This is a genomic window from Serratia sp. (in: enterobacteria) (assembly GCF_051654945.1).
Lineage (GTDB): Bacteria > Pseudomonadota > Gammaproteobacteria > Enterobacterales > Enterobacteriaceae > Chania.
Map to the genome: position 1 here is coordinate 109,249 of NZ_JBOFZA010000038.1, position 26,305 is coordinate 135,553.

The 26,305-nt window shown below is 54.7% G+C and carries 25 protein-coding genes and 3 pseudogenes; 16 read left to right on the plus strand and 12 right to left on the minus strand.

The genetic code is table 11. The annotated features are described in order from the left end of the window. Positions 1–142 precede the first annotated feature (142 nt). The 3 genes from fdnG to fdnI are packed head-to-tail and all read left to right on the plus strand — an operon-like array spanning position 143 to position 4,724. Positions 143–3,190, plus strand: a complete 3,048-nt coding sequence (gene fdnG, locus ACRDCA_RS05185; RefSeq protein ID WP_438688577.1) for a formate dehydrogenase-N subunit alpha — start codon at positions 143–145, stop codon at positions 3,188–3,190. A 12-nt stretch (positions 3,191–3,202) separates the two neighbouring features. Beyond that, complete coding sequence (gene fdxH, locus ACRDCA_RS05190) at positions 3,203–4,096, plus strand: formate dehydrogenase subunit beta (protein ID WP_438688578.1); 894 nt, start codon at positions 3,203–3,205, stop codon at positions 4,094–4,096. After that, on the plus strand, positions 4,083–4,724 hold the full coding sequence (gene fdnI, locus ACRDCA_RS05195; RefSeq protein WP_438688579.1) for a formate dehydrogenase-N subunit gamma: 642 nt from the start codon (positions 4,083–4,085) through the stop codon (positions 4,722–4,724). The genes fdxH and fdnI overlap by 14 nt, the downstream gene beginning before the upstream one ends. 117 nt (positions 4,725–4,841) lie before the next feature. On the opposite strand, the gene ACRDCA_RS05200 is transcribed toward fdnI, so the two are convergent. Beyond that, a complete protein-coding gene (locus ACRDCA_RS05200; protein ID WP_438688580.1) occupies positions 4,842–5,729 on the minus strand; it encodes a LysR family transcriptional regulator in 888 nt (295 codons plus the stop codon). Positions 5,730–5,838: 109 nt separating this feature from the next. Here ACRDCA_RS05200 and ACRDCA_RS05205 point away from each other — a divergent pair, with 109 nt between their 5' ends. Next, positions 5,839–6,918 carry a linear amide C-N hydrolase gene (locus ACRDCA_RS05205; protein ID WP_438688581.1) on the plus strand — a complete coding sequence of 360 codons (1,080 nt, stop codon included), beginning with the start codon at positions 5,839–5,841 and terminating at the stop codon, positions 6,916–6,918. A gap of 189 nt (positions 6,919–7,107) precedes the next feature. Beyond that, positions 7,108–8,292 (plus strand): NupC/NupG family nucleoside CNT transporter, encoded by a 1,185-nt coding sequence (locus ACRDCA_RS05210; RefSeq protein WP_438688582.1) that lies wholly within the window; start codon positions 7,108–7,110, stop codon positions 8,290–8,292. A 45-nt stretch (positions 8,293–8,337) separates the two neighbouring features. On the opposite strand, the gene ACRDCA_RS05215 is transcribed toward ACRDCA_RS05210, so the two are convergent. After that, positions 8,338–8,769 (minus strand): DUF3574 domain-containing protein, encoded by a 432-nt coding sequence (locus ACRDCA_RS05215; RefSeq protein WP_438688583.1) that lies wholly within the window; start codon positions 8,767–8,769, stop codon positions 8,338–8,340. Between the two features lie 275 nt (positions 8,770–9,044). Here ACRDCA_RS05215 and ACRDCA_RS05220 point away from each other — a divergent pair, with 275 nt between their 5' ends. Further along, entirely contained in the window at positions 9,045–9,662 is a 618-nt protein-coding gene (locus ACRDCA_RS05220; protein ID WP_025121295.1) for a trimeric intracellular cation channel family protein, read from the plus strand. Here ACRDCA_RS05220 and ligB read toward each other — a convergent pair. Then, on the minus strand, positions 9,659–11,368 hold the full coding sequence (gene ligB, locus ACRDCA_RS05225) for an NAD-dependent DNA ligase LigB (protein WP_438688584.1): 1,710 nt from the start codon (positions 11,366–11,368) through the stop codon (positions 9,659–9,661). The two genes, ACRDCA_RS05220 and ligB, sit on opposite strands and share 4 nt — an antisense overlap. 285 nt (positions 11,369–11,653) lie before the next feature. Between ligB and gmk the strand changes: the two genes are divergently transcribed. The 5 genes from gmk to recG are packed head-to-tail and all read left to right on the plus strand — an operon-like array spanning position 11,654 to position 17,519. Further along, complete coding sequence (gmk, locus tag ACRDCA_RS05230; RefSeq protein WP_024482944.1) at positions 11,654–12,277, plus strand: guanylate kinase; 624 nt, start codon at positions 11,654–11,656, stop codon at positions 12,275–12,277. Between the two features lie 54 nt (positions 12,278–12,331). Then, positions 12,332–12,607 (plus strand): DNA-directed RNA polymerase subunit omega, encoded by a 276-nt coding sequence (gene rpoZ, locus ACRDCA_RS05235; protein WP_024482945.1) that lies wholly within the window; start codon positions 12,332–12,334, stop codon positions 12,605–12,607. Between the two features lie 18 nt (positions 12,608–12,625). Further along, on the plus strand, positions 12,626–14,737 hold the full coding sequence (gene spoT / locus ACRDCA_RS05240) for a bifunctional GTP diphosphokinase/guanosine-3',5'-bis pyrophosphate 3'-pyrophosphohydrolase (RefSeq protein ID WP_025121292.1): 2,112 nt from the start codon (positions 12,626–12,628) through the stop codon (positions 14,735–14,737). Between the two features lie 5 nt (positions 14,738–14,742). Beyond that, entirely contained in the window at positions 14,743–15,441 is a 699-nt protein-coding gene (gene trmH / locus ACRDCA_RS05245; protein WP_438688585.1) for a tRNA (guanosine(18)-2'-O)-methyltransferase TrmH, read from the plus strand. After that, entirely contained in the window at positions 15,438–17,519 is a 2,082-nt protein-coding gene (gene recG / locus ACRDCA_RS05250) for an ATP-dependent DNA helicase RecG (RefSeq protein WP_438688618.1), read from the plus strand. The genes trmH and recG overlap by 4 nt, the downstream gene beginning before the upstream one ends. 39 nt (positions 17,520–17,558) lie before the next feature. Here recG and gltS read toward each other — a convergent pair whose 3' ends face one another. Continuing rightward, a complete protein-coding gene (gene gltS, locus ACRDCA_RS05255) occupies positions 17,559–18,770 on the minus strand; it encodes a sodium/glutamate symporter (RefSeq protein ID WP_438688586.1) in 1,212 nt (403 codons plus the stop codon). 237 nt (positions 18,771–19,007) lie between these two features. Between gltS and ACRDCA_RS05260 the strand changes: the two genes are divergently transcribed. Both ACRDCA_RS05260 and ACRDCA_RS05265 read left to right on the plus strand, forming a co-directional pair. Next, positions 19,008–20,402 (plus strand): nucleobase:cation symporter-2 family protein, encoded by a 1,395-nt coding sequence (locus tag ACRDCA_RS05260; protein ID WP_438688587.1) that lies wholly within the window; start codon positions 19,008–19,010, stop codon positions 20,400–20,402. Between the two features lie 138 nt (positions 20,403–20,540). Next, positions 20,541–22,205 carry an AsmA family protein gene (locus tag ACRDCA_RS05265; RefSeq protein WP_438688588.1) on the plus strand — a complete coding sequence of 555 codons (1,665 nt, stop codon included), beginning with the start codon at positions 20,541–20,543 and terminating at the stop codon, positions 22,203–22,205. A gap of 10 nt (positions 22,206–22,215) precedes the next feature. On the opposite strand, the gene ACRDCA_RS05270 is transcribed toward ACRDCA_RS05265, so the two are convergent. Further along, positions 22,216–22,521: a type II toxin-antitoxin system RelE/ParE family toxin gene (locus tag ACRDCA_RS05270; protein ID WP_438688589.1), complete on the minus strand. Its 306-nt coding sequence runs from the start codon at positions 22,519–22,521 to the stop codon at positions 22,216–22,218. After that, positions 22,518–22,802, minus strand: coding sequence for a damage-inducible protein J (locus ACRDCA_RS05275; RefSeq protein ID WP_438688590.1), 285 nt, complete (start codon positions 22,800–22,802; stop codon positions 22,518–22,520). Before ACRDCA_RS05275 ends, ACRDCA_RS05270 begins: the two co-directional genes overlap by 4 nt. Positions 22,803–23,164: 362 nt before the next feature. Between ACRDCA_RS05275 and ACRDCA_RS05280 the strand changes: the two genes are divergently transcribed. Both ACRDCA_RS05280 and ACRDCA_RS05285 read left to right on the plus strand, forming a co-directional pair. Continuing rightward, positions 23,165–23,350 (plus strand): hypothetical protein, encoded by a 186-nt coding sequence (locus ACRDCA_RS05280; protein WP_438688591.1) that lies wholly within the window; start codon positions 23,165–23,167, stop codon positions 23,348–23,350. Beyond that, positions 23,347–23,690, plus strand: a pseudogene (locus ACRDCA_RS05285) (hypothetical protein). The gene ACRDCA_RS05280 and the pseudogene ACRDCA_RS05285 overlap by 4 nt, the downstream one beginning before the upstream one ends. 32 nt (positions 23,691–23,722) lie before the next feature. Here ACRDCA_RS05285 and ACRDCA_RS05290 read toward each other — a convergent pair. From ACRDCA_RS05290 to ACRDCA_RS05300, 3 genes and pseudogenes are all read right to left on the minus strand, one after another. After that, a complete protein-coding gene (locus tag ACRDCA_RS05290; protein ID WP_438688592.1) occupies positions 23,723–23,953 on the minus strand; it encodes a hypothetical protein in 231 nt (76 codons plus the stop codon). Between the two features lie 13 nt (positions 23,954–23,966). Further along, positions 23,967–24,575, minus strand: coding sequence for a hypothetical protein (locus ACRDCA_RS05295; protein ID WP_438688593.1), 609 nt, complete (start codon positions 24,573–24,575; stop codon positions 23,967–23,969). Between the two features lie 28 nt (positions 24,576–24,603). Continuing rightward, positions 24,604–24,879 (minus strand): annotated as a pseudogene (locus ACRDCA_RS05300) (DNA primase); the annotation flags it as partial. Between ACRDCA_RS05300 and ACRDCA_RS05305 the strand changes: the two are divergent. Beyond that, on the plus strand, positions 24,805–25,041 hold the full coding sequence (locus ACRDCA_RS05305; protein WP_438688594.1) for a hypothetical protein: 237 nt from the start codon (positions 24,805–24,807) through the stop codon (positions 25,039–25,041). The pseudogene ACRDCA_RS05300 and the gene ACRDCA_RS05305 overlap by 75 nt on opposite strands. A gap of 37 nt (positions 25,042–25,078) precedes the next feature. Here ACRDCA_RS05305 and ACRDCA_RS05310 read toward each other — a convergent pair whose 3' ends face one another. The 3 genes and pseudogenes from ACRDCA_RS05310 to ACRDCA_RS05320 form a co-directional block, all read right to left on the minus strand. Beyond that, on the minus strand, positions 25,079–25,339 hold the full coding sequence (locus tag ACRDCA_RS05310; RefSeq protein WP_129938841.1) for a MafI family immunity protein: 261 nt from the start codon (positions 25,337–25,339) through the stop codon (positions 25,079–25,081). 10 nt (positions 25,340–25,349) lie between these two features. Further along, positions 25,350–25,754, minus strand: coding sequence for an EndoU domain-containing protein (locus tag ACRDCA_RS05315; RefSeq protein WP_438688619.1), 405 nt, complete (start codon positions 25,752–25,754; stop codon positions 25,350–25,352). After that, positions 25,743–26,102, minus strand: a pseudogene (locus tag ACRDCA_RS05320) (hemagglutinin repeat-containing protein); the annotation flags it as partial. The gene ACRDCA_RS05315 and the pseudogene ACRDCA_RS05320, both read right to left, overlap by 12 nt. Positions 26,103–26,305 lie beyond the last annotated feature (203 nt).

Here is a 26,305-nt window from a genome sequence, read left to right on the forward strand (position 1 = left end):
ATTAATTACGGCGTCGCAGGCTACTTATTAAGGAGTATTTTTCCGCTAAATGTCCCTTATGTTGATTTCCCTCAATAACGCTTGGGTTATTGCTGTTAGTTTGCCATGACTAAAAAACCACTGATAAGCATTAGGGAAAGCAATGGACGTCAATCGCAGACAGTTTTTTAAAATCTGCGCTGGCGGGATGGCTGGGACCACGGTGGCAGCATTAGGCTTCGCGCCCAAGGCTGCGTTAGCGGAAACGCGCAACTACAAATTATTGCGCGCCAAAGAAACCCGCAACACCTGTACCTACTGTTCCGTAGGCTGCGGTTTATTGATGTATAGCCTGGGCGATGGGGCGAAAAACGCCAAATCGACCATTTTCCATATCGAAGGCGACGCGGATCACCCGGTCAACCGTGGGGCGCTATGCCCGAAAGGCGCCGGCCTGCTGGATTATATCCACAGCGATAGCCGCCTGCGTTACCCGGAATATCGCGCGCCTGGCTCAGACAAATGGCAGCGTATCAGTTGGAATGATGCCTTTGATCGCATTGCCAGACTGATGAAAGATGACCGGGATGCCAACTTCGAAGCCACCAACGCCGCTGGCGTAACGGTAAACCGTTGGCTCTCCACCGGGATGTTGTGCGCCTCTGCGGCCAGTAACGAAACCGGTATGCTGACGCAAAAGTTTGTCCGTTCGCTGGGCATGCTGGCAGTTGATAACCAAGCGCGTGTCTGACACGGACCAACGGTAGCAAGTCTTGCTCCAACATTTGGTCGCGGTGCGATGACCAACCACTGGGTTGATATCAAAAACGCCAACGTTGTGATGGTGATGGGCGGCAACGCCGCTGAAGCGCATCCGGTGGGGTTCCGCTGGGCGATGGAAGCCAAAAACAACAACGACGCCACGTTAATCGTCGTCGATCCCCGCTTTACCCGTACCGCATCGGTTGCCGATATCTATGCACCGATCCGCTCCGGCACCGACATTACCTTCCTGTCGGGCGTTTTGCTGTACCTGATTTCCAACAACAAGATCAATGCCGAATACGTGAAGCATTACACCAACGCCAACCTGTTGGTCCGGGATGACTTTACCTTTGAAGACGGGTTGTTCAGCGGTTATGACGAAGGCAAACGCCAATACGACAAAACCACCTGGAACTACCAGTTTGGCGAAGACGGCTATGCCTTGCGTGACGATACGCTCCAGCACCCGCGTTGCGTCTGGAACCTGCTGAAAACGCACGTCAGCCGCTACACCCCGGAAGTGGTGGAAAATATCTGCGGCACCCCACGGGAAGATTTCCTGAAGGTGTGCGAAGTCCTGGCTTCGACCAGTGCAGCAGACCGCACAACGACCTTCCTGTACGCCTTGGGTTGGACGCAGCACACGGTCGGCGCGCAGAACATCCGCACCATGGCGATGATCCAGTTGCTGCTAGGCAACATGGGGATGGCTGGCGGTGGCGTCAACGCCCTGCGTGGTCACTCCAACATTCAGGGGTTGACCGATATCGGCCTGCTGTCCACCAGCCTGCCGGGTTATCTGACGCTGCCTTCGGATAAACAGACCGATCTGACCACCTATCTGACCGCCAATACGCCAAAGGCCACCTTACCGGGCCAGGTTAACTATTGGAGCAACTACCCGAAATTCTTCGTCAGCCTGATGAAATCGTTCTACGGTAACGATGCACAGAAAGAGAATAACTGGGGCTTTGATTGGTTGCCGAAGTGGGATCAGTCCTACGACGTAATGAAATACTTCCAGATGATGGATCAGAATAAGGTCAACGGCTATATCTGCCAGGGCTTTAACCCGGTCGCCTCGTTCCCGGATAAAAATCAGGTGGTCGCCTCATTGGCCAAACTGAAGTATCTGGTGATCATCGATCCGCTGGTCACGGAAACCTCCAACTTCTGGCAAAACCACGGTGAGATGAACGATGTCGATACTGCGGCGATCCAGACCGAAGTATTCCGTCTGCCATCAACCTGCTTCGCCGAAGAAGACGGTTCGATCGCCAACTCCGGCCGCTGGCTGCAATGGCACTGGAAAGGCGGCGATGCCCCAGGTGAAGCGATAACCGACGGCGAGATCCTGGCGGGTCTGTACCATCGTCTGCGTCAGATGTATGGCAGCGAAGGCGGTAAAGGTGTCGAGCCGTTACTGAAGATGAGCTGGCACTATGAACGGCCAGATCACCCTGAATCCGAGGAAGTGGCGAAAGACAGCAACGGCTATGCGCTGGAAGATCTGTATGACGCCAACGGCAACCTGCAAGCGAAAAAAGGCCAGTTGCTGGACTCCTTCGCGTTGCTGCGCGATGACGGCAGCACGGCTTCGGCCTGTTGGATCTATGCCGGCAGTTGGACCAGCAAAGGCAACCAGATGGCCAACCGTGATAACAGCGATCCGTCCGGTTTGGGCAATACGCTGGGCTGGGCCTGGGCATGGCCGCTGAACCGCCGCATTATCTACAACCGCGCCTCCGCCGACCCAATGGGTAAACCTTGGGATCCGCAACGCATGCTGATTGAATGGAACGGCAGCAAGTGGGTCGGGAATGATATTCCAGACTACAACACTGCCGCACCGGGCAGCGGCGTTGGGCCGTTTATCATGCAACCGGAAGGTCTGGGCAGGCTGTTTGCCATCGACAAAATGGCCGAAGGGCCGTTCCCGGAACACTACGAGCCGTTTGAAACGCCGTTGGGCACCAACCCACTGCATCCAAACGTGATCTCCAACCCGGCGGCCCGTCTCTATCCGTCCGACGCCAAACGCATGGGTGATAAATCCGAATTCCCGTATGTCGGTACCACCTATCGTCTGACCGAGCATTTCCACACCTGGACCAAGCACGCGCGCCTTAACGCGATCATGCAGCCGGAGCAGTTTGTGGAAATCAGCGAACGTCTGGCGAAAGAGAAAGGGATTGAGCAAGGCGACACCGTCAAGGTCAGCAGCAAGCGCGGCTTTATCAAGGCGAAAGCCGTGGTGACCCGCCGTCTGCAAACCCTGAAGGTGAACGGGCAGGATGTCGACACCATCGGTATTCCACTGCACTGGGGCTTTGAAGGGGCGACGCGCAAAGGCTATCTGGCCAACACCCTGACGCCGTTTGTCGGCGATGCCAACTCGCAAACGCCGGAGTACAAAGCGTTTCTGGTTAACGTGGAAAAGGTGTAAGGAGCTGAATTTATGTCCATGCAATCACAAGACATTATCAAACGTTCGGCCACCAACACCCTGACACCACCGCCGCAGGCGCGTGATTACAAGGTTGAGGTCGCCAAGCTGATCGACGTTTCCACCTGCATCGGTTGCAAGGCCTGTCAGGTGGCCTGTTCCGAATGGAATGACATCCGCGACGAAGTGGGCCACTGCGTCGGGGTTTATGACAACCCCGCCGATCTGAGTGCCAAATCCTGGACGCTGATGCGTTTCTCGGAAGTGGAGCAGAACGGCAAGCTGGAATGGCTGATCCGCAAGGATGGCTGTATGCACTGCGCGGATCCGGGTTGCCTGAAGGCCTGCCCGTCTGCCGGGGCGATTATCCAATATGCCAACGGCATCGTGGATTTTCAGTCTGAGCACTGCATTGGTTGTGGCTACTGCATCAGCGGCTGTCCGTTCAACATCCCACGGCTCAACCCGCAAGACAACCGGGCGTACAAATGTACCCTGTGTGTGGATCGCGTCAGCGTGGGCCAGGAACCGGCCTGTGTGAAAACCTGCCCGACGGGCGCGATTCACTTTGGCACCAAAGCAGAAATGCTGGACGTGGCACAGGAGCGCGTCGAAAAGCTGAAGAAACGCGGCTTTGACCAAGCGGGCATTTACAACCCGCAAGGCGTTGGCGGCACCCACGTGATGTACGTACTGCACCATGCCGATAACCCCGAGCTGTATCACAATTTGCCAAAGGACCCGCATATCGATCTGTCGATCGGGTTGTGGAAAAGCGTGCTCAAGCCGTTATCTGTGGCAGGCTTCATCGCCACCTTTGCCGGCTTGATTTACCACTACATCGGTATCGGACCGAACAAAGAAGTCGATGATGAAGACGAGGACGACCATCATGAGCAAAAGTAAAATGATTGTTCGCACCAAGTTTATCGACCGGGCCTGTCACTGGACGGTGGTTATCTGCTTCTTCCTGGTGTCGCTGTCTGGCATTGCGTTGTTCTTCCCTACGCTGCAATGGTTGACCGAAACCTTTGGTACGCCGCAGATGGGCCGCATCCTGCATCCTTTCTTTGGCGTGCTGATCTTTGTCGCGCTGATGTTTATGTTCTTCCGTTTTGTGAAACATAACATCCCCGAGAAAGAGGACTTGCCGTGGGTCAAGGGTATCGTGGAAGTGCTGAAGGGCAATGAGCATAAGGTCGCTGACGTTGGCAAATATAATGCCGGTCAGAAGATGATGTTCTGGAGCATCATGAGCATGATTTTCGTGCTGTTGATCACCGGTATTATCATCTGGCGCCCTTATTTTGCCCATAACTTCCCGATCCCGGTGATCCGTTATGCGCTGTTGATCCATGCCGCATCGGCAATCGTGCTGATCCACGCCATCCTGATCCATATGTATATGGCATTCTGGGTGAAAGGTTCGATCAAGGGCATGATTGAAGGCAAGGTCAGCCGCCGCTGGGCGAAGAAACATCACCCACGCTGGTATCGTAAGGTCGAGGCTGAAGAGCAGAAAGACGAGCAGTAATGCCCCTCACCCTACCCCTCTCCCATAGGGAGAGGGGACCTAACGTGCTACGAATTACCTTCTGCACCTGACCGCAGCTCTGGACTAGCCCTACGCCAAATGAAGGGCTCATATTTTTCAAGCCACCACCGAGCCATCAAATATCTGCTGCATACTTTCGATCAGTTCCAACAATTCGCTATTGGCTCCGGGCTTCCATAACGCCACCATCGGATGCATCAACCCCTGCTTACCCAATTCCGTATCTTGCCGATTAACCTGCGGCAAGTGCTGCATTTGCAGATGAGTTGGCAAGAAAGCCCACCCCAGACCAGCGGTTAGCAATGCTTGCAGCAAAGCCGGTTCATTGACGACTTGAATGCGATCGGCGATTTGCAGACGTTTCGCCATCGGCTCAGGCAGGTGGCTGAAGGGAATGAGCTGAGTGCTGGATGCCAGAGACAGCAAAGTCACCGGGCTGCCAGTGGGGAAAAACCCCTCGCGAGCATAGACGGCCAGCTCGATAGCCCCCAACGCCCGCCATTTAAATTTTTCACCGATCGAGCGGTTTATCGCCTGATAAACGCCAATATCCGCCACATCGTCTGCCAACGCGAGTTCGCCTTCGCCACGCTCCATCATCAGCAAATCAAGCTGAATACCGCGCTGGCTCAGGAACACCGCCAGGTCAGTTAAAAAAGCGCGCGGGGTAAAAGGGTCATAACACAGTGTCAGTTTCTGCCGCACCTGCTGCGGAATATGCTGGGCCAGCAGGTTGAAGGCTTCTGCCTCCTGCATAAACAGCCGCGCTTGCCGGTAAAGGCGTTGACCGGCCTCGGTCAGCTGCAGCGGACGGGTACTGCGATCAAACAGCGAATAGCCAAGATCCAACTCCAGGTTTTCGATCAGCTCAGCGATCGTGGTGCGATCCTTCCCCAAGCGTTTGGCGGCCTGGGTCAGATTGCCGGTTTCACAGACACAGGCAAAAGCCTCAATCTGCGCCAATGAAAAGCGTATTTTCCCCATTTGTCCTCCCGCAGCGTTACGGGGGTTTTCCCCCCGGTCACCCACTCTACGATATTCCTTCGCAGGCTTACCATTATTTCGTTCACCTCATTCTGGTAAGGAAAAAATCATGAAGAAACTCACGCATAGCGTATCTGCCCTGCTGGTGGGTGCCGCACTCAGCGCCAGCCTGGCCACCGGGGCACAAGCCTGCACCCGCGCCTTTATGAATATGTACCCAGGCTATATGGTCAGCGCACGTAATTTGGATTTCTTCGGGCCGGTAGATCCCTCGCTGGTGATCACCCCACGGGGCATTGCACATAACGGTGGCGATGCGAAGAACGCCGCCCAGTGGCAAACCCAATATGGCAGCGTCGTGGTTTACGCCGATGGCGTGTTCCCGATGGACGGCATGAATGAAAAGGGGCTGGCGGGCCATACGCTGTTTTATATGAACGGCAGCCAGATCCAACAGGGCAATCAGGACAAACCGGTGCTCGAAAGCCGCGCCTGGTTGAGCTATATCCTGGATAACTACGCCACCGTTGATGAAGCGGTTAAAGCCATCCGCAGCGATGTACGCCTGGCCGCGGCTCATATGCCTATCGATTATGCTTCGGATACCAAACACATCGCGATCGAAGACGTTAGCGGCGATTCGGCCATCATCGAGATCGATAACGGCAAAGTGAATATCTACCACGATAAAAATTATCGGGTGATGACCAATCCCCCGGCTTACGACCAGCAACTCAAGAACCTGGCCAAGTATCAAAATGCCAAGCGCAGCGAGATCCCTGGCGGGCTGGAAGCGGATGAGCGCCTGGTGCGCGCCAGCTATGATTTGAAAAACCTGCCACAGCCGGACAATAAAAATCAGGCGCAGGGCTTTATTTTGTCGGTGATTAATAACGTGGCTTACCCCATCGGCTCACCAGCCGAGCCAAGCGAACAGAAAGTGACCGACATGTATGCCAAATACAGCAAGCGCCCGGATCAGAACAAAGGCATTGGGACTTACTGGACAGCCATTTCGGATCTGAGCCATGCGGAGTATCACTTCAAATCGGCCTTTGCGGCCTCGCAGGTTTGGGTTCCACTGCATGACATCAACTTCAGCCAAGGGCAACCGGTGCGTAAAATCGACCATCTTAACGACTATGCCCAGCAGGGTTGGGAAGGCAACGTGCTGGCTCAGGCTAAATAACGCTTAACCCACTATTTTTATAGGGATAATTTCACGATCAAACACTGCCAGCCGTCGATGGCTGGCAACAATCTGAACGCATAATTCCCGGCAAAAGTATTTTGTTCCGATTACGTACAGGGTAATGAAAGGCTCCGCGGGCTGTGGCTAAATAGCGTTTTCCTAGCCCGTATGCCGTTCGGATTGTTTATGTCGCAAATTTTGCAATTTATTTTAGCCTTGGTGGTCATTGTCGTTCTCGCCTTAGTGGTCAGCAATGACCGCAAGAAAATCCGCCCACGTTATATTATTCAGCTGCTGGTAATTGAAGCCGCACTGGCCTATTTTTTCCTTCATTCCGCCATTGGTTTAGGCGCTATCAAACACGTAGCCGATTTCTTTACTACCTTGCTAGCCTTCGCCGCACAGGGTTCCGACTTTGTGTTCGGCGGCATGAGCAGCCAGGGGCTGGCCTTTATCTTCCTCGGCGTGTTGTGCCCGATAATTTTTATCTCTGCGTTGATCGGTATTTTGCAGCATTTCCGTATTCTGCCGTGGGTGATCCGCATCGTGGGTACCTTGCTGTCTAAAGTGAACGGCATGGGCAAGCTTGAGTCTTTCAACGCCGTCAGCACGCTGGTGCTCGGCCAGTCAGAAAACTTTATTGCCTATAAGGGCATTATTGCGGATATTTCCCCACGCCGGATGTACACCATGGCAGCCACCGCGATGTCGACGGTATCAATGTCGATCGTGGGTGCCTATATGGCGATGATCGACGCTCAATACGTGGTGGCAGCCTTAATCCTCAACATGTTCAGCACCTTTATCATTCTCTCGATCATCAATCCCTATCAGGTGGACGATGAGCCGGAGCTAAAGCTGAATAAACTGCATGAACAGCAGAGCTTCTTTGAAATGTTGGGGGAATATATTCTGGCCGGCTTCAAGATTGCGATGATCATTGCCGCCATGCTAATCGGTTTTATCGCCCTGATCGCCGCCGTTAACGCCATTTTTGCCGCTATTTTTGGCATCAGTTTCCAGCAGATCCTGGGTTACGTGTTTTACCCGCTGGCCTGGCTCATCGGCATTCCGGCTCATGATGCGCTGCGGGCTGGTAGCATTATGGCCACCAAGCTGGTCGCCAATGAGTTTGTGGCGATGATTGAGCTGAAAAAAATCGCGGCAGAACTGTCCCCACGCGGTTTGGGGATCCTCTCGGTGTTCCTGGTGTCCTTCGCCAACTTTGCTTCCATTGGGATTGTTGCCGGGGCCATAAAAGGTTTGAACGAGCGCCAGGGCAATGTAGTTTCCCGCTTCGGCCTGAAGCTGGTTTATGGCTCCACGCTGGTCAGCCTGCTTTCGGCAGCGGTGGCCGGGCTGGTGCTGTAATACGACTGCCCCAGCTTGTTGCTGCTGCGGCAAGCCGGGGATCGATTAAAACGCTACGCACACCGGCGCATCGACACGCATCACCGAGTCTTGGGCAAACTGTTGCTTATAGCGGGTGCGCAGCACCTCGATATTTTGCTCACTCGCTGCGTCAGGGCCATGGATCAACATCAGCGCCTTACTGTTTTCCCGCGCCAATTTGCCATCGTTCCCCAACCATTGCCCTTTGGCATCAAACACCGATAGGCCCTCTTTAAAACGCGGGGTAACCTGTTGATCGACAAAGGCCTGCCATTCTGCCCCCGTGATCGCTGGCCCCGCCGGGCGATTCAGCCCAAAATAGAGCGTGGTTTGGGTCATCGGGTCACCGGTGCTGCACAGCGCGGCCGGTTTCTGTGGTGCAGATTTTTGAACGGGTGCCACACAACCGCTTAACATCATGGTTAAGGCGGCGGCCAATATCGGGGTGTTTTTCATCTCGCTTTTACATTCCTTAACGGGGTTGTCGGGCCAAACATTGGCGATAACCAAAACATAAAACATAATCATCAACAGAAATTAACGATAAATTTCTAATGCCTCATAAAAATCACAAGCAACACCAGAGACTATCAGTAAGCAAAAAACACCTATTTAGCATTAGGTAAAGTAATTCGAAAGCAGCACCAACAAAAAAACTCAGTGGTGAGACGCTACCAGGCTGGTTACCCTTCGGCGTTGACATTCTTGCCCCCCGACCCTGTGAACCCCCTATGTTACTGAGCATTCTTTATATCATCGGCATTACCGCAGAAGCCATGACCGGTGCGTTAGCCGCAGGCCGCCGCCAGATGGATTTGTTTGGCGTGATTTTTATCGCTTCTGCCACTGCCATTGGCGGTGGTTCCGTGCGAGATATGCTGCTTGGGCACTTCCCGCTGAGCTGGGTAAAGCATCCTGAGTATATTGTTATCATAGCCATAGCGGCAATTATCACCACCTGGATGGCCCCGCTGATGCGCCACCTGCGCCATCTGTTCCTGGTGTTGGACGCGATTGGGCTGATCGTCTTCTCGATCATTGGTGCGCAGGTGGCACTGGATATGGGCCATGCTCCACTGATTGCAGCCATTGCTGCCGTGATCACTGGCGTATTCGGCGGTGTGCTGCGCGATATGTTCTGCAATCGCATTCCACTGGTTTTCCAGAAGGAAATCTATGCAGGTATCGCCTTTGCCGCCGCCTGGCTGTATATCGGTCTGCAGCACCTTAGCTTGCCGCATAACATGGTGATCATCATCACCTTGGTTGCAGGCCTTAGTGCTCGCCTGCTCGCTCTGCGTTTTCGTCTTGGTTTGCCGGTATTTAACTATCAGCACCCCGACCATTAATCCGGTGGGGCATCTTGCTCAGGTGCCACGGCAAAGCCGCTAATATCGTGCTGCTGTAAAGTTGTGACCAACGTCAGAAAGGCGGGATGCTGCAAAAACTCCTGCACTTTTCTGGCTTTTTGCGCGCCAATGCCGGCAAGTTCCTGCCATTGCGCAGACGTCATCCGCTGTAGCTGCGGCCAATTCTTCAGCGTGGCCAACTGCAATGGCGAAATTGGTACCCCGAGAGCGATCGGCCAGCGCTCAAAAGGTTGCTGCTGCGCCAAACGAAATTGACGATAGAGGGCTTGCGCACGCCTGGCTCCCAGACTGGGCACCTCATTCAGCCGTTCAGGCGTTAACTGCAACCAATCCAGCAGGTTATTCACTAATCCCTGATCGATCAGCGCCTGCCAGCCGGCTTTATTCAACCCGGTGATGTTCAGCCCATCGCGGCTACTCAGCCATACCAGCCGCGCCAGAAACTGCTGGCGACACCCGGGCTGCAAGGTAAAACAGCTCAGTGCATGATAATCATCCTGTTTTGGCGCGATGGGTGTCGCCCTTGCAGCCGCCCACCACACCACCTGTTTCAGGTGCGGGATGCCATGCCCCATCAGGCCGATCGCAATATGATCGCCAGGCACGATATCCCATTTTTGCCATAGCGCCAGCGAACCCACGTTAACCCGCCGGATCCATTTATCGTCCATTCGCACCGGCACCAGACGCAGCACCACGGCAATTTTTCCGGTGCGGCCAATGGCAAATTCGACATCTGTGACTCTGGCAACCTGTTGAGCTGGGGGGTATTTCCAGGCCACTGCCCAGTCATTGGGTTTGGCCTGCCAATAGCGCCCTTGCGGTTCACGACCTTGGTGGATAACCACGCCATCAGTGACAAAGGGTAAAGCGCCGCTGTACCAGGCTGCCCGCCAGTGCTCCACTTCTGCCAGCGTCGTGATCGGTTTTGAATATTGCTGCGGCAGCACAAACCCCATCTGGGCAAGTTGTTGCAAACGTTCATCCATGGTGGGCGGGCCATCCGGCCACGCCCAGATGAACAGACCTAGCCGTTCAAGTTGCGCGGTGGGCGCATTACGCATCAGTATCCCGGCCACCTTGGAACGGGCGTTGATACCCCCCTGAGCTTGCTGATGATGATCGTTCACCATCAGAAACAGCTCCCCTTGTAGCACCAGATTGGCCGTGGCCCCCGGTAAAACGTTGGGAATAGCGGGGATTGCCTTGACCTTTTCCAGCCAATTTTCCCCCTTCTGCCCATCCCCCCGACTGATGGCGTTCACTAATACACCTTGCCGGTAAACCAGCGTTACCGCCACGCCATCTACCTTGGGTTGCACCCACAGATCGCTTCGGCCCTGCATCCATTGTTCGACGGCACCGCGGTTGGGCAGCTTACGTAACCCGGTTTGTGCTACTGGATGCGGAACTTTACCCGCAGGCAATGCCCGTACAGTGTCTTCCCGCACACCAACACAACGCCGCCAATCTTGCAGTTGCTGCAATAGGCCGTCGTAAACCTCATCATCGATCGGGCTGTTACCCAGGCGATAATAAGCCTCGTCCCAGCGCGCCAGCTGAGTATCCAGCGCCGTCATTTCCAACCTTAATCGCTCTGGCGACCACTCTGGACAGCCACCAGCCCATGCCGAGCTGCACAGCAATCCCACCGCCACCAGCGCCCGGTAAATACCTCGCCACATTGAGCACCTCCTTGCTATCCGGCAGTAAATACCTCATCGCCGGCTCTGGCGAGCGGCAAAAACCACAGGTGCGAAACGCCCCCCAATAAGGAATGTGTATGTGCTGAAAACGGCAAAAATTTCCGGATACTCAGCGCAAATTGACTTTTTCACGCTGTTTTTAGCAGAAAGCTGCGGCCAAAATGCGAGCTAACGCTGCATACCGCCCGTTAGCCGTGTATACTGTGCGGAGAATTTACACATCCGCTGTAACCGACTTATCAACCGCTAGCAACGAACATCATCATGGCTCAAGGCACGCTTTATATTGTCTCTGCCCCAAGTGGCGCAGGGAAATCAAGTCTGATTCAGGCTTTGTTAAAGACGCAACCGCTGTACGACACGCAGGTTTCGGTTTCACACACCACGCGCGATAGCCGCCCGGGTGAAAATCACGGCGAGCACTACTTTTTCGTCTCCAAAGACGAATTTCGCCGTATGATTGAGCAGGATGCGTTTCTTGAGCACGCAGAAGTGTTCGGCAACTATTACGGCACGTCCCGCGCGGCCATCGAGCAAGTCCTGTCGACCGGCGTTGACGTATTCCTGGATATCGACTGGCAGGGCGCACAGCAGATCCGCGCCAAAATGCCTCAGGCGCGCAGCATCTTTATTCTGCCGCCGTCGAAGGAAGAGCTTGGCCGCCGCCTGCGTGGCCGTGGGCAAGATGCGGATGACGTGATCGCCAAGCGCATGGCGCAGGCCGTCGCGGAGATGACGCATTTCGCGGAGTATGATTATTTAATCGTGAATGACGATTTTGATCTGGCGTTGTCCGATCTGAAGACCATTATTCGCGCCGAACGCTTGCGTTTGGGCCGTCAAATGCTGCGGCATGATGCTTTAATCAGCAAACTATTGGCAGACTGAAGACAGTTTCAGTATTATGCCCAGTCTTTTCGTCACCTGTGGAGTAGCACAAATATGGCACGCGTAACTGTTCAAGACGCTGTAGAGAAAATTGGTAACCGTTTTGACCTGGTGTTGGTCGCTGCTCGTCGGGCACGTCAGATCCAGACCGGTGGTAAGGATGCACTGGTACCTGAAGAGAATGATAAGTACACCGTTATCGCTCTGCGTGAAATCGAAGAAGGCCTGATCAACAGCCAGATCCTCGATGTTCGTGAGCGCCAGGAGCAGCAAGAGCAGGAAGCCGCAGAGATCCAGGCGGTTACCGCGATTGCTGAAGGTCGTCGTTAATTAGACTGTGAGTCTGCCTTGTACCTGTTTGAAAGCCTGAATCTGCTGATTCAACGTTACTTGCCTGAGGAGCAGATTAAGCGCCTCAAACAGGCATACCTCGTCGCACGTGATGCTCACGAGGGACAGACACGCTCCAGTGGTGAGCCCTACATTACTCACCCGGTTGCCGTGGCCTGTATTCTGGCGGAAATGCGTCTCGATCATGAGACGCTGATGGCAGCCCTGCTGCACGACGTCATCGAAGACACCCCGGCCACCTATCAGGATATGGAACAACTGTTTGGCAAAAGCGTTGCTGAACTGGTTGAGGGCGTATCCAAGCTAGACAAACTGAAATTCCAGGATAAGAAAGAAGCGCAGGCGGAGAACTTCCGCAAGATGATCATGGCGATGGTGCAGGATATCCGCGTCGTACTGATCAAGCTGGCCGATCGCACCCACAATATGCGAACGCTTGGCTCGTTGCGCCCGGACAAACGGCGGCGTATCGCCCGCGAAACCCTGGAAATTTATAGCCCATTGGCCCACCGCCTGGGTATTCATCACCTGAAAACCGAGCTGGAAGAGCTGGGTTTTGAAGCGCTTTACCCGAACCGCTACCGCGTAATCAAAGAAGTGGTGAAAGCCGCGCGTGGTAACCGTAAGGAGATGATCCAGAAAATCCTCTCTGAAATCGAAGGGCGCCTGACCGAAGCCGGTATCCCCTGCCGCGTCAGCGGGCGGGAAAAGCACCTCTATTCCATCTACTGCAAGATGCACCTGAAAGAACAGCGTTTCCATTCCATCATGGATATTTACGCGTTCCGGGTGATCGTTAAAGAAGTGGATACCTGCTACCGGGTACTGGGCCAGGCACATAGCCTGTACAAGCCGCGCCCGGGCCGGGTCAAAGACTATATTGCCATTCCCAAAGCCAACGGCTATCAATCTTTGCATACCTCGCTGATCGGCCCGCACGGCGTGCCGGTTGAGGTGCAGATCCGTACCGAAGATATGGATCAGATGGCCGAGATGGGGGTCGCCGCGCACTGGGCCTATAAAGAGAAGGAACAGGGCGAAACCGGCACCACCGCACAAATCCGCGCTCAGCGCTGGATGCAAAGCCTGCTGGAACTGCAACAGAGCGCCGGTAGCTCGTTTGAATTTATTGAAAGCGTCAAATCCGATCTGTTCCCAGATGAGATTTACGTGTTCACCCCGGAAGGCCGCATCGTCGAACTGCCTGCCGGTGCCACGCCGGTCGACTTTGCCTACGCCGTGCATACCGATATTGGCCACGCCTGCGTTGGCGCACGTGTCGATCGTCAGCCGCACCCGCTGTCACAAGCATTGGCCAGTGGCCAGACGGTAGAGATCATCACCGCTCCGGGCGCCCGGCCAAATGCCGCCTGGCTGAACTTCGTGGTGAGCTCCAAAGCGCGCGCCAAAATCCGCCAGATGTTGAAAAACCTCAAACGCGATGATTCCGTCAGCCTGGGCCGCCGCCTGCTCAACCATGCGCTCGGGGGCAGCCGCAAACTGTCGGAAGTGCCGCCAGAGAATATCCAGCATGAGCTGGATCGCATGAAGCTGGCCACGCTGGACGATCTGCTGGCAGAAATCGGCCTCGGTAACGCCATGAGCGTAGTGGTCGCGAAGAACCTGCAAGGCGATCAGTCCAGCCTGGGTTCCTCAAACGGCGTGCGCAACCTGGCCATCAAAGGCGCCGATGGCGTGCTGATCACCTTTGCCAAGTGCTGTCGCCCAATTCCAGGCGACCCGATTATTGCCCACGTCAGCCCGGGCAAAGGTCTGGTGGTTCACCATGAGTCCTGTCGTAATATCCGCGGTTATCAGAAAGAGCCAGAGAAATTCATGGCGGTCGAATGGGATATGGAAACCGAGCAGGAGTTCATTGCGGAAATCAAAGTGGACATGTTCAACCATCAGGGTGCGTTGGCCAACCTCACGGCAGCGATCAATGCGGCCGAATCGAATATTCAAAGCCTGAATACCGAAGAGAAAGATGGCCGGGTCTACAGCGCCTTTATTCGCCTGACCACCCGCGATCGCATCCACCTGGCAAATATTATGCGTAAGATCCGTATCATGCCGGATGTGATTAAAGTTAACCGTAACCGAAATTAGCGCCTATGAGCCCCGAACGCTATGCGCGGATTTGTGAAATGCTGGCCACCCGGCAGCCCGATCTGACAGTCTGCCTGGAACAGGTTCACAAACCGCATAACGTCTCCGCGATTATCCGTACCGCCGATGCCGTCGGCGTACATCAGGTGCATGCCGTGTGGCCAACCCCGCGGATGCGTACCCTGGTCTCCTCCGCTGCGGGCAGCAATAGCTGGGTGAGCGTCAAAACTCACCCCACCATCGCCGATGCGGTCACGCAACTGAAAGGCCAGGGAATGCAAATCCTGGCAACTCACCTTTCTGCCCGTGCCGTTGATTTTCGCGAAATCGACTACACCCGCCCCACCTGCATTCTGCTGGGGCAGGAAAAAACCGGCATCACCGAAGAGGCACTCGCCCTGGCCGATCAGGACATTATCATTCCGATGATCGGTATGGTGCAGTCGCTGAACGTGTCCGTCGCTGCGGCACTGATCCTGTATGAGGCCCAGCGCCAGCGGCAAAACGCCGGCATGTACCGCCGCGATCACAGTGCCTTGGACGCAGAGGAGCAACAACGCCTGCTGTTTGAAGGTGGCTACCCGGTATTGGCCAACGTGGCCAAACGCAAAAAGCTACCGCGCCCGCAGATTGACGAGCAGGGCCAGGTGGTTGCCGATGCCGAATGGTGGGCTGCCATGCAGGCCACGACGGTACGCCGATGAAAGGCCGCCTGCTGGATGCCGTCCCACTCACCACACTTTCCGGGGTTGGAGCCAGCCAGGCGGGGAAATTGGCCAAAATCGGCCTGAATACCATCCAGGATCTGCTGCTGCACCTCCCTCTGCGTTACGAAGATCGCACCCGCCTCTATCTCATCAACGATCTGCTGCCTGGCATTTTTGCCACGGTGGAAGGCGAAGTGCTGCGCAGCGATATCAGCTTTGGCCGCCGCCGCATGCTGACCTGCCAGATCAGCGATGGCACCGGCATCCTGACCATGCGTTTTTTCAACTTCAACGCGGCGATGAAGAACAGCCTGGCGACCGGCCGCCACGTAACGGCCTATGGCGAAGTCAAACGCGGTACCCACGGCGCGGAAATCATCCATCCAGAATACCGCGTTCAAGGGGAAAACAGCGAAGTTGAGCTACAGGAAGCCCTGACGCCGGTGTATCCCACCACCGAAGGGATCCGCCAGGCTACGCTGCGCAAGTTAACCGATCAGGCGCTGGAATTACTGGATACCTGTGCGATTGCCGAACTGCTGCCACCGGAGTTAAGCGGTGGCTTGATGAGCCTGCCGCAAGCGCTGCATTTGCTGCACCGCCCACCGCCGGATATCCAACTGGTCGATTTGGAGCAGGGTAAGCACCCGGCACAAAAACGCCTGATCCTCGAAGAATTGCTGGCGCATAACCTCAGCATGTTGGCCGTTCGGGCCGGTGCACAGAGCTATCGGGCATTATCACTAACACCTGACGATCGGCTGAAAAACCGCTTCCTGGCTCAGCTCCCATTCTCACCAACCGGTGCGCAAACCCGGGTGGTGGCAGATATTGAAGCGGATCTGCAAAAAGGTTTCCCGATGATGCGCCTGGTGCAGGGCGACGTCGGCTCAGGTAAAACCCTGGTTGCGGCCTTGGCCGCGCTACGGGTCATTGCGCACGGCAAACAGGTAGCGCTGATGGCACCTACTGAATTGCTCGCCGAACAGCACGCCAATAACTTCCGCCAGTGGTTTGAACCCCTGGGCATTGAAGTGGGTTGGTTGGCCGGCAAGCAAAAAGGCAAAGCACGCCTCGCCCAGCAAGAAGCCATTGCCAGCGGCCAGGTATCGATGGTGGTAGGAACACACGCCATTTTCCAGGAGCAGGTGCAGTTTAATGGCCTGGCGCTGGTGATCATCGATGAACAACACCGCTTTGGCGTTCACCAGCGGCTGGCGTTGTGGGAGAAAGGGGAAGAACAAGGGTTCCATGCTCATCAGTTGATCATGACCGCCACGCCAATCCCACGCACGCTGGCGATGACCGCCTACGCAGATTTAGACACCTCGGTGATCGATGAATTGCCTCCCGGCCGTACGCCGGTGACAACGGTAGCGATCCCTGATACGCGCCGGGCCGATATCATCCAGCGGGTAAAAAGCGCCTGTATCGAAGAAGGCCGTCAGGCGTATTGGGTCTGCACGTTGATCGAAGAATCTGATTTGCTGGAAGCCCAGGCAGCGGAAGCCACCTGGGAAGAACTGAAGATTTCACTGCCAGAATTGAAGGTGGCACTGGTGCATGGCCGCATGAAATCCGCCGAGAAACAGGCGGTGATGCAGGCTTTCAAACAGGGTGAGTTGCAGTTGCTGGTAGCCACCACGGTGATTGAAGTGGGCGTTGATGTGCCGAACGCCAGCCTGATGATTATCGAAAACCCTGAGCGTCTTGGTTTGGCCCAGTTGCACCAGCTGCGTGGTCGGGTTGGCCGTGGTGCGATCGCCTCGCATTGTGTATTGCTGTATAAAACCCCGCTCAGTAAAACCGCCCAAAAACGTCTGCAGGTGCTGCGTGACAGTAACGACGGTTTTGTGATTGCCCAGCAAGATCTGGAGATCCGTGGGCCGGGTGAGCTATTGGGAACCCGCCAAACCGGCAGTGCAGAGTTTAAAGTGGCGGATTTGCTGCGCGATCAGGCCATGATCCCGGAAGTTCAGCGCGTGGCTCGCCATATTCACCAGCAATATCCTCAACATGCCCATGCCTTGATTGAGCGCTGGCTGCCAGAAACCGCTCGCTACTCCAACGCCTAATCAATCTGCCCCTCTTTGCCGCAAGAGGGGCAATCTCACTTAGCCAATCGCCGGGAATATCGGCAACATCAGGTACAGCTTGATCACGATGGCGTTGGCGATATCGATAAAGAACGCGCCGACCATCGGCACCACCAGGAATGCCAGATGTGAAGGACCGAAACGATCGGTGATCGCCTGCATGTTGGCAATGGCCGTTGGCGTCGCCCCCATACCAAAACCACAATGGCCGGCCGCCAGCACCGCAGCATCGTAGTTTTTACCCATCACGCGATAAGTCACGAAGATGGCATACAGCGCCATGACCAGCGTCTGTACCGCCAGGATCGCCAACATTGGCAGAGCTAACGAAGCCAGCTCCCACAGGCGCAGGCTCATCAACGCCATCGCCAGGAACAGCGACAGGCTCACGTTGCCCAATACGGAAACCGCCCGCTCAAACACCTGATAGAAGCCCGTTGCCGATAGGGTATTACTGAGGATCACGCCGACAAACAGTACGCAGACAAAGGTCGGCAGCTCAAAGGCGGTGCCGTTCAATAACCCGGCAATAAAGTTACCGATGCTCAGGCAGATGGCAATCATGGCAATGGTTTCGATCATCACCAGTGAGGTGATTAGTCGGCCACTTTCCGGCTTCTCAAAGCCGCTCGGCTGCAAGCTGTCATCCGGTGTGCCTTCCGGCGTTGAAGAGTGTTTCACCAGATAGCGGGCTACCGGGCCACCAATCAACCCGCCCAGCACCAGACCAAAGGTGGCGCAGGCCATGGCCACTTCGGTGGCATTCTCAAAGCCATAGCGTTCGATGAACACCTTGCTCCAGGCCGCCCCGGTACCGTGTCCGCCAGATAGCGTAATAGAACCCGCAATCAGGCCCATTAACGGATCCAGCCCCAGCATTTTCGCCATGCCGATACCGATGGCATTCTGTACCAGCAGCAGACCCAGCACCACGAACAAGAATACCAGCAGCGCTTTGCCCCCGGCCCGTAGACGTGCCAGGTTGGCATTCAGGCCGATAGTGGCAAAGAAGGCCAGCATCAGCGGGTCTTTTAGCGACATATCAAAGCCGATTTCCCAGTTCACCGTCTTCTTTAATACTAATAACAGAACCGCCACCAGCAGGCCGCCAGCAACGGGAGCAGGAATGGTATATTTTCTCAGCAGAGGAATGGAGCGCACGCATTTGCCCCCGAGCAGCAGAACCAGCGTGGCGGCAACTAATGTGCCGTAAGTATCGAGATGAAACATCTAGCTACTCCGTGTAGTAATAAAATCCAATAAATTAATAAGTTATAAAATTCACTCAGTTTTTTAACTCGATGAAGGGGGGATTAAAAGTAAAAACGGCTAATAACACAAGAAAAAATGAACGAAAATGCGACATTCATAGGGCGGTTAGCGCGAAAAATATTAATGCGCAACCGTTTGCTTTTGTGAGGCAGATCATTAAAATGCCTTCTTTGCCGCCTTTGGGAATGCCACACCATGTCCAGTCAAACCGCCGAGCTTGATGCCGCGCAAAAAGCATCAGCCCCCGTTGTACACAATAGCGAACTGATTTATCGCCTGGAAGATCGCCCGCCGCTGCCGCAGACCCTGTTTGCCGCCGGCCAGCATCTGCTGGCGATGTTTGTTGCCGTGATCACCCCAGCCCTGTTGATTTGCCAGGCGCTTGGCCTGCCTGCGCAGGATACGCAACACATTATCAGCATGTCGCTGTTCGCTTCCGGCCTGGCCTCTATTCTGCAAATCAAAACCTGGGGGCCGGTGGGTTCTGGCCTGCTGTCCATTCAGGGCACCAGCTTCAACTTTGTCTCACCGCTGATCATGGGCGGGCTGGCGCTGAAAAACGGCGGCGCAGACGTGCCCACCATGATGGCCGCGCTGTTTGGCACCCTGATGGTCGCCTCCTGCACCGAAATCCTGCTGTCACGCGTGTTGCACCTGGCACGTCGCATTATTACCCCGCTGGTATCCGGCATTGTGGTGATGATTATCGGCCTGTCGTTGATTCAGGTCGGGCTGACCTCTATCGGTGGCGGCTATGCGGCGATGAACGATCACACCTTCGGCTCCCCCAAAAATCTGCTGTTGGCAGGGGCGGTGCTGGTGGTGATTATTCTGCTTAACCGCCAGCGCAACCCTTACCTGCGCGTCGCTTCGTTGGTGATCGCCATGGCCGTGGGTTATCTGCTGGCCTGGGCCATGGATATGCTGCCGGCAACCGAGCCGTCCACCCAAACCACCCTGATCAACATTCCGACACCGCTGTACTACGGCCTGGGCTTCGACTGGAACCTGCTGCTGCCGCTGATGCTGATCTTTATGGTCACTTCGCTGGAAACTATCGGTGATATCACCGCCACCTCCGACGTTTCTGAACAACCGGTCAGCGGCCCGCTGTATATGAAGCGCCTGAAAGGCGGCGTACTGGCCAACGGCCTGAACTCGATGCTGTCGGCGGTATTCAATACCTTCCCGAACTCCTGCTTTGGCCAGAACAACGGCGTGATCCAACTGACCGGCGTTGCCAGCCGCTACGTCGGCTTCGTGGTGGCGCTGATGCTGATCGTGCTGGGGCTCTTCCCGGCCGTTGCCGGTTTTGTGCAGCATATTCCTGAGCCGGTGCTGGGCGGCGCGACGCTGGTGATGTTTGGTACCATTGCGGCCTCCGGCGTGCGCATCGTTTCCCGCGAGACGTTAAACCGCCGTGCCATCATGATCATGGCGCTGTCACTGGCCGTCGGCATGGGGGTTTCCCAACAGCCGCTGATCTTGCAGTTTGCCCCGGACTGGATTAAAACCCTGCTGTCTTCCGGTATTGCAGCCGGTGGGATCACCGCTATCGTGCTGAACCTGGTGTTCCCACCAGAAAAATAAGCCTCCCGCAGCAAACCAACGGCCATTGGCAAACCGCTACTGGCCGTTTTTTTATTGTCTTTCAGGCCATTGCCCTTGAGCTGGCGGGCTAATTGCGGCATAAACAGGGTATCTTTTCTGACCGCTACGGATCCGCTGATGAAATTTATCGGAAAACTATTGCTCACGTTGCTGCTGCTGGTGGTGTTGACCATTGTGCTGCTTTACGTGGTGGGGCAAACCCGCTGGGCCGCTGGCTGGCTGAGTCAATGGGTCAGCGATCGTGGTAGTTATCAGCTGTCGGTAGGAAAAATATCGCATTCGTGGAGCAAACCAGGGCAGATCGGCCTGGAGGACGTCACGCTCGCCCGCAATAACCAGCCACAGCTGTTGGCGGCCAAGCAGGTTGATATGGCTTTCAGTCTGCGGCAAATCACCGAACCACGTCATTTTGACAGCATCACGCTGCGCGACGGCAGCCTGAACGTTCAGCCTTTGCAAGGCGCGCCGCTGCCCATACAGGCCGATGTGCTGCAACTGAGCAATATGGCGCTGCAATCCAACGATAATAGCTGGCAGCTTAACGCACAGAAGGTCAATGCAGGGATCAACCCGTGGCAGCCTACTGCTGGCCATTTGCTCGGGGATAACAATCAGTTCCAGTTCAGCGCTGGCTCAATGATTGTCAACGGTATCCCAGCTTCGCAGGTGTTGATCCAGGGTGAAATCAAACAAAACCAGCTGATCTTGAGCGACTTTGGTGCCGATCTGGCACAGGGCGATCTGACCGGGGTAGCCAGCCGCGCCGCCGATGGCAGCTGGTTGGTTGAACGCTTGCGGCTAAGCAACGTCCGCCTGCAAGTGCCCATGACGCTGGAGCAGTTCTGGAGCCGTTTTACGGCGTTGCCATCCATTACGGTGAAACGCTTCGATCTGATTAATGCTCGCCTGGAGGGTAACGCCTGGGCGGCCAACGATCTCGATCTGTCGATGCAAAATATCACCTTCCAGCAAGGGGATTGGAGCAGTCAGGAAGGCGCAATCAACTTCACCGCCGACGATCTGATCAACGGCAACTTCCATCTGATCGATCCGATAATGGATATGCAGCTCTCCCCGGCCGGGATTGCGATTAGCCAATTCACCACCCGCTGGGAAGGTGGGTTATTGCGTACCACCGGCAACTGGCTGCGCGCCAACAAGCGCCTGCAACTCGACGAGGTGGCGGTCTCCGCGCTGGAGTACACGTTGCCCATTAACTGGCGCCAACTCTGGTTACAGCCGTTGCCAAGCTGGCTGGCAGAGGTTTACGTTGGCAAGATGAGCACCAACCGTAATCTGATCATCGATATCAACCCGGATTTCCCCTTCCAGCTCACTTCGCTGGATGGCTACGGCAGCAACCTGCTGTTAGCCAGTGACCATCAGTGGGGGATTTGGTCCGGTTCGCTGAAACTCAATGCCGGGGGAGCCACCTTTAACAAAATCGACGTGCGCCGCCCTTCACTGGCGTTGGATGCCGATGCGCAGCAGATCAACGTTACCGAGCTGAGCGCCTTTATGCCCGATGGCCTGTTGGATGCCAAAGCCAACATCAGCCAACTGCCCGGTAAGCCGTTCACGCTGTCCCTTAACGGACGTTCGGTACCTGTGAATACCTTGCAGCAATGGGGTTGGCAGCATGTGCCGCTAGAGGGTGACGGTAATTTACAGCTGCAATTGAAGGGGTTACTCAACAGCGATGGACCGTTTAAGGCGTCGTTACGGGGGCAGTTGCAGGCTACCAGTAAGGATGGGCAGACGCTGGAGCAGCAGGTGCCGTGAGCTTAGAAGTCTAACTTTTACTGTATCGGCCTGCTATTTTCCGCGAAGTATGTATTACCCGCAGGATACGAACAGAGGTACTCTCAGCCACATAGACGATAATAAACGGGAAGCGGGGTACCACTAGTTTGCGCTGTTTTTCTGCGCTTCCAGCGTTGGTACCTGCCAGCGGATTTTTCCGCAGGATATCAACCATGCTGACGAACTTATCATCTGTAGCGCTAGCTACCAGAATGCCAGCAGCCTCGTACAGATAGAGGAAGATCGCTTCCCTGTCCGCTCGCGCCTGTTTTTCCCACTGAACGGCTACTATCACAGTTCGCCCCGTGCTGCCTTCGCTTTCAGTTCATCCATGTGATTTTCCATTTCATCATTGCTGATAAAGTCACTCTCACCGCTATCATAGCGGTTGAATGCAGCTATTATCTGCTGCTCCAACCAGCCTTCATGTTCACTGTTCTGATAGCGGCGTTCCTCTGCGGCCAGTTCCTCCGCCCGTTGCCGCATAACCTCTGTCAGACTCGTTTTCTGTCTTTCCGCAGCCTGCATCGCAAGACGCTTGGTTTCCTCATCGATTCTGAAGTGGATGGTGCTCATTTTCATTCCGCCTGCGTGGTGTCATTTGTGTTGTCATTATGCATGCTATATTTTGAGCTGTCATCTTCAGGCGCTAATTGTTTGCCGGATGGGCCGAGCCTACCGCTTAGAGTTAGACGACTAATTTATAATATTTATACTTAATATATTCAATTTGTTAGCTGTGGAAACCTCATTTATGCGAGGCGCGTCCAAACATCAGCAAAGAGTCCGCACACTCATTAAATTCGCTCAATAAAACACCTCACCGTGTTTTTTACTTACTTAGTAAGATGAGTTACGCAGTAACAGGGAGGTTCATCATGGCCAAGACCAACGCATAACGCCAGGCAGAGTACCGCGCACGCCGTCGCGACGAGGGAGTGAGTTCACGCCTGAACATCGAAGTCAGCCTCGTCGCCCATTTTGTGCTCGAACGACTGGCGCACCACCACGGCCTGACCCAGCGCCAGATGCTGGAACGGCTGATCACCGGCCCCCATGAGGCCCTGTGCAAGAGCCTCGAGGGCGACGACTTCCGCCGCTATATCGACAAGGGGGCAGCATGAACATCACCTTCACATCCCAACCGATCCCGGCGCTGATTATCGACGGTAGCACGCTGGCCGGGCTGGGTTTTCCCCCCGGCACGCCATTACAGCTCACGCTCCGGCCCGATGGCCTGTGGATCACCCCGTCACCGATGCGGCCACCTGGAGCGCACTGTGCGAAGCCAGCCAACAGCGGCAGGATTTGGGAGCGGACTGGGTACGGCAGAACGGCGAGCTGATCATCAGTGGGGGCTGGATCATAGCGTCCGGGATCACCGATACGGAACAACTGGAGATCACCACCGCACCCGGTGTGATCCGGTTGCAGCGGCGGGAAGATGGGGGATTTCTGGCGTAGAGGTAAAGATCTCGGCCAGTTGGCCGAGATCTTCATTCAACTAATGGTTCCAGCTTGAGAAGATGGTTTTTTGCCTTCTCAACAAGATGTAAAAACTCATCATATTTGAACTCGAGAACATCATTATCATTGGGGTAAATAATAATATTCACGGATTTCCTATCCTCGGATAATGAGATTTCCCCCCACTGAACTCTATTAAATGATAATTCAGCATATAGATCATCCCTATCCATCGAACTGCCGACACTATACTCTAACATTGGTTATCCCTCATTATTTCGTCGGTGGCTCACGGAAGCAGATCAACTTAGTACCATCAGCATTATATCTGAGAGCCCTACCATCAGGGGCTGTAACCTCCACCACAGTAATTTTTTGCTTATTTTCAAAAACGACTCTGGATTCAATTTTACTATTCGGATTCCCTAGTATTTCATTCACTATAGCTTGTCCTTCTTGGTTCAAGACTGCAGCTTTTTGACTAGAGTATGAATATGTAGAGCCTTCTCTTCCACCGTGCTTTTGCAAAGCTCTTCCGGCATCAGTTAGCCCGTTCCGATTAGGAGACGCTGCTGATTCGCTTAATTGGTTTTTAGAGGGAATATTTTGAGAAATCCCCTCTTTATTGCGCGCATTCTCTTCATCCTGAGGCTCCCAGCCACCTGGCGTTCCAGATCCTGTCCCACCCGCTTCCGCTTTATCTTCATCCGTCAGATCCTTCGCCACATTCGGCTGACGCGCGTTCTCTTCACGAGACTTACTTGGATCTGAGCCATCATCCGCATCCCAGGCTTCATTTCCGCCTGCACCATTGATGGACGTATTCGGCAGCGCTACCGGTGGAGAAACCGGCACAGGAACCGCCAAGAAGTTATTCTCCACAACAACTTTATCCAGTGCGGAGTCAACCAACCAACAGCTTGCGCGTCTGCTGCGGCATCTCGTCCAGAGTCCGCCCCAGCACCTCATGCGCCAGCCGATTGGCCAACGCGATATCCTCCCGCGCCACCTCGATATACTCGATAACGCTGACCCGGTGCTCGGCCCGTTTTACCTCCCGCTGGTACTGGTGCAGCAACGCTATCGACTGTATCAGGGTGAGGTATTTCATATGGTCGCGCCGGGTGCGGGTCTTGTCGCTCAGGAACGGGAGCCGATGTGCGAACGGGTTCACCACCTTCAGCGGCAAGATTTGGGGGCGGATTGGGTACGGGAGAACGGCGAGTTGATCATCGGCGGCGACTGGATCACCGAGTCGGGGATCACCGATGCGGAACAGTTGGAGATCACCGCCGCACCCGGTGTGATCCGGTTACAGCGGCGAGAAGAGGAAGTTCTCAGGGCATAGAAGCAAAGACCCCGGCCAAGGCCGGGGTTGCATCGATTTACGAAGATTCTTTTTCTGGATTTATATATGTATATCTACTGTCTATTTCCAAGCCAAGATCGTTGGCTATTTTAAGTACTTGTATATACTCATCTTTACTAATAACAACATCATGATCAGCGATATGGTCACATAGAGTTTCGAACGCTAATACATTCTCTGAGAACCCAATATACTCAAGAGCAAAGTCGACCAGAGAAGGATCCAACCGATCCTTTAGTCCTTCACCTAATGATCTAATTTTGTCATTAATATCCATTACATCCACTCTATTTCTTAATCTGTTTTAAGGCTGGAGGGGTAGGATTACTATCTGGGAACGCTGTTATAATTTTCCCATTAGCTGGCTCGTATACCACTCGAACTCTAACACCATCCCGCACTTCCCAAGCAGCCCATCTTGCCGGTTTCCCGGCATTCGTATACAGCCCGCCAGTCCCAGTCTGAGCGAACCATTGAGTATCAGGTGAAGTAGCTATATCACCTATCTCATGGACAACTTTGTCCGCTGACCAGTTTTGAGGGAAGACTGTTTTACCTGGATTTCCTGGATATAGATGTCCACCCTGCGTAGGGCTATCCCCGTACAAGATATGCTGTTTAGCTTCTGGTGAAAGGATATCTACATATTTCTGATTCGATGCCGATAGCCCCAGATCAGAACTTTTTGCCACGGTTAGAACGGCTTTAGCAAGCACATACTGCACCAGTTTCGCTTCACTGGTTGGTACACCGCTGGCCATGATTTCTGCGGCTTTTGCTGGCGTCATTTCTCCATTTGCCGTCAACGCACTGACCGGCACCCCGAAGAACTCGCCCCAGGCAGTCAACAGACCTTTAACCGCATCTTGGCCTTCCGGCATGTCTCCCTGAGCGTTCTTGACCAAGGCCGCTACGATTTCATCCGGTGAAGCACCACCTTGCAACATGGAGGCACCAAGCGAGGTTTGCGACATCCCTATGTCTGCCATGCCCTTACCGAAGCTACTTCCATTCAGCGCATTATTCTCCACAACAACTTTATCCTGTGCGGAGCCAGCCAACCAACAGCATTTTTCCTAGTACACTCAGCAGCTTACAACCACTTTTCCCCTGTGCATTCTGGCTCAGGCAACTTTTTTCCCAGACGCGCTTTTTCAGCCCGTTACGCCATTTTCCCCAACGCTGTTAAAGAGCAACCAACGCCCCATCATAACAGCGCTTTTCGTCTCTGCCATTACCGCTT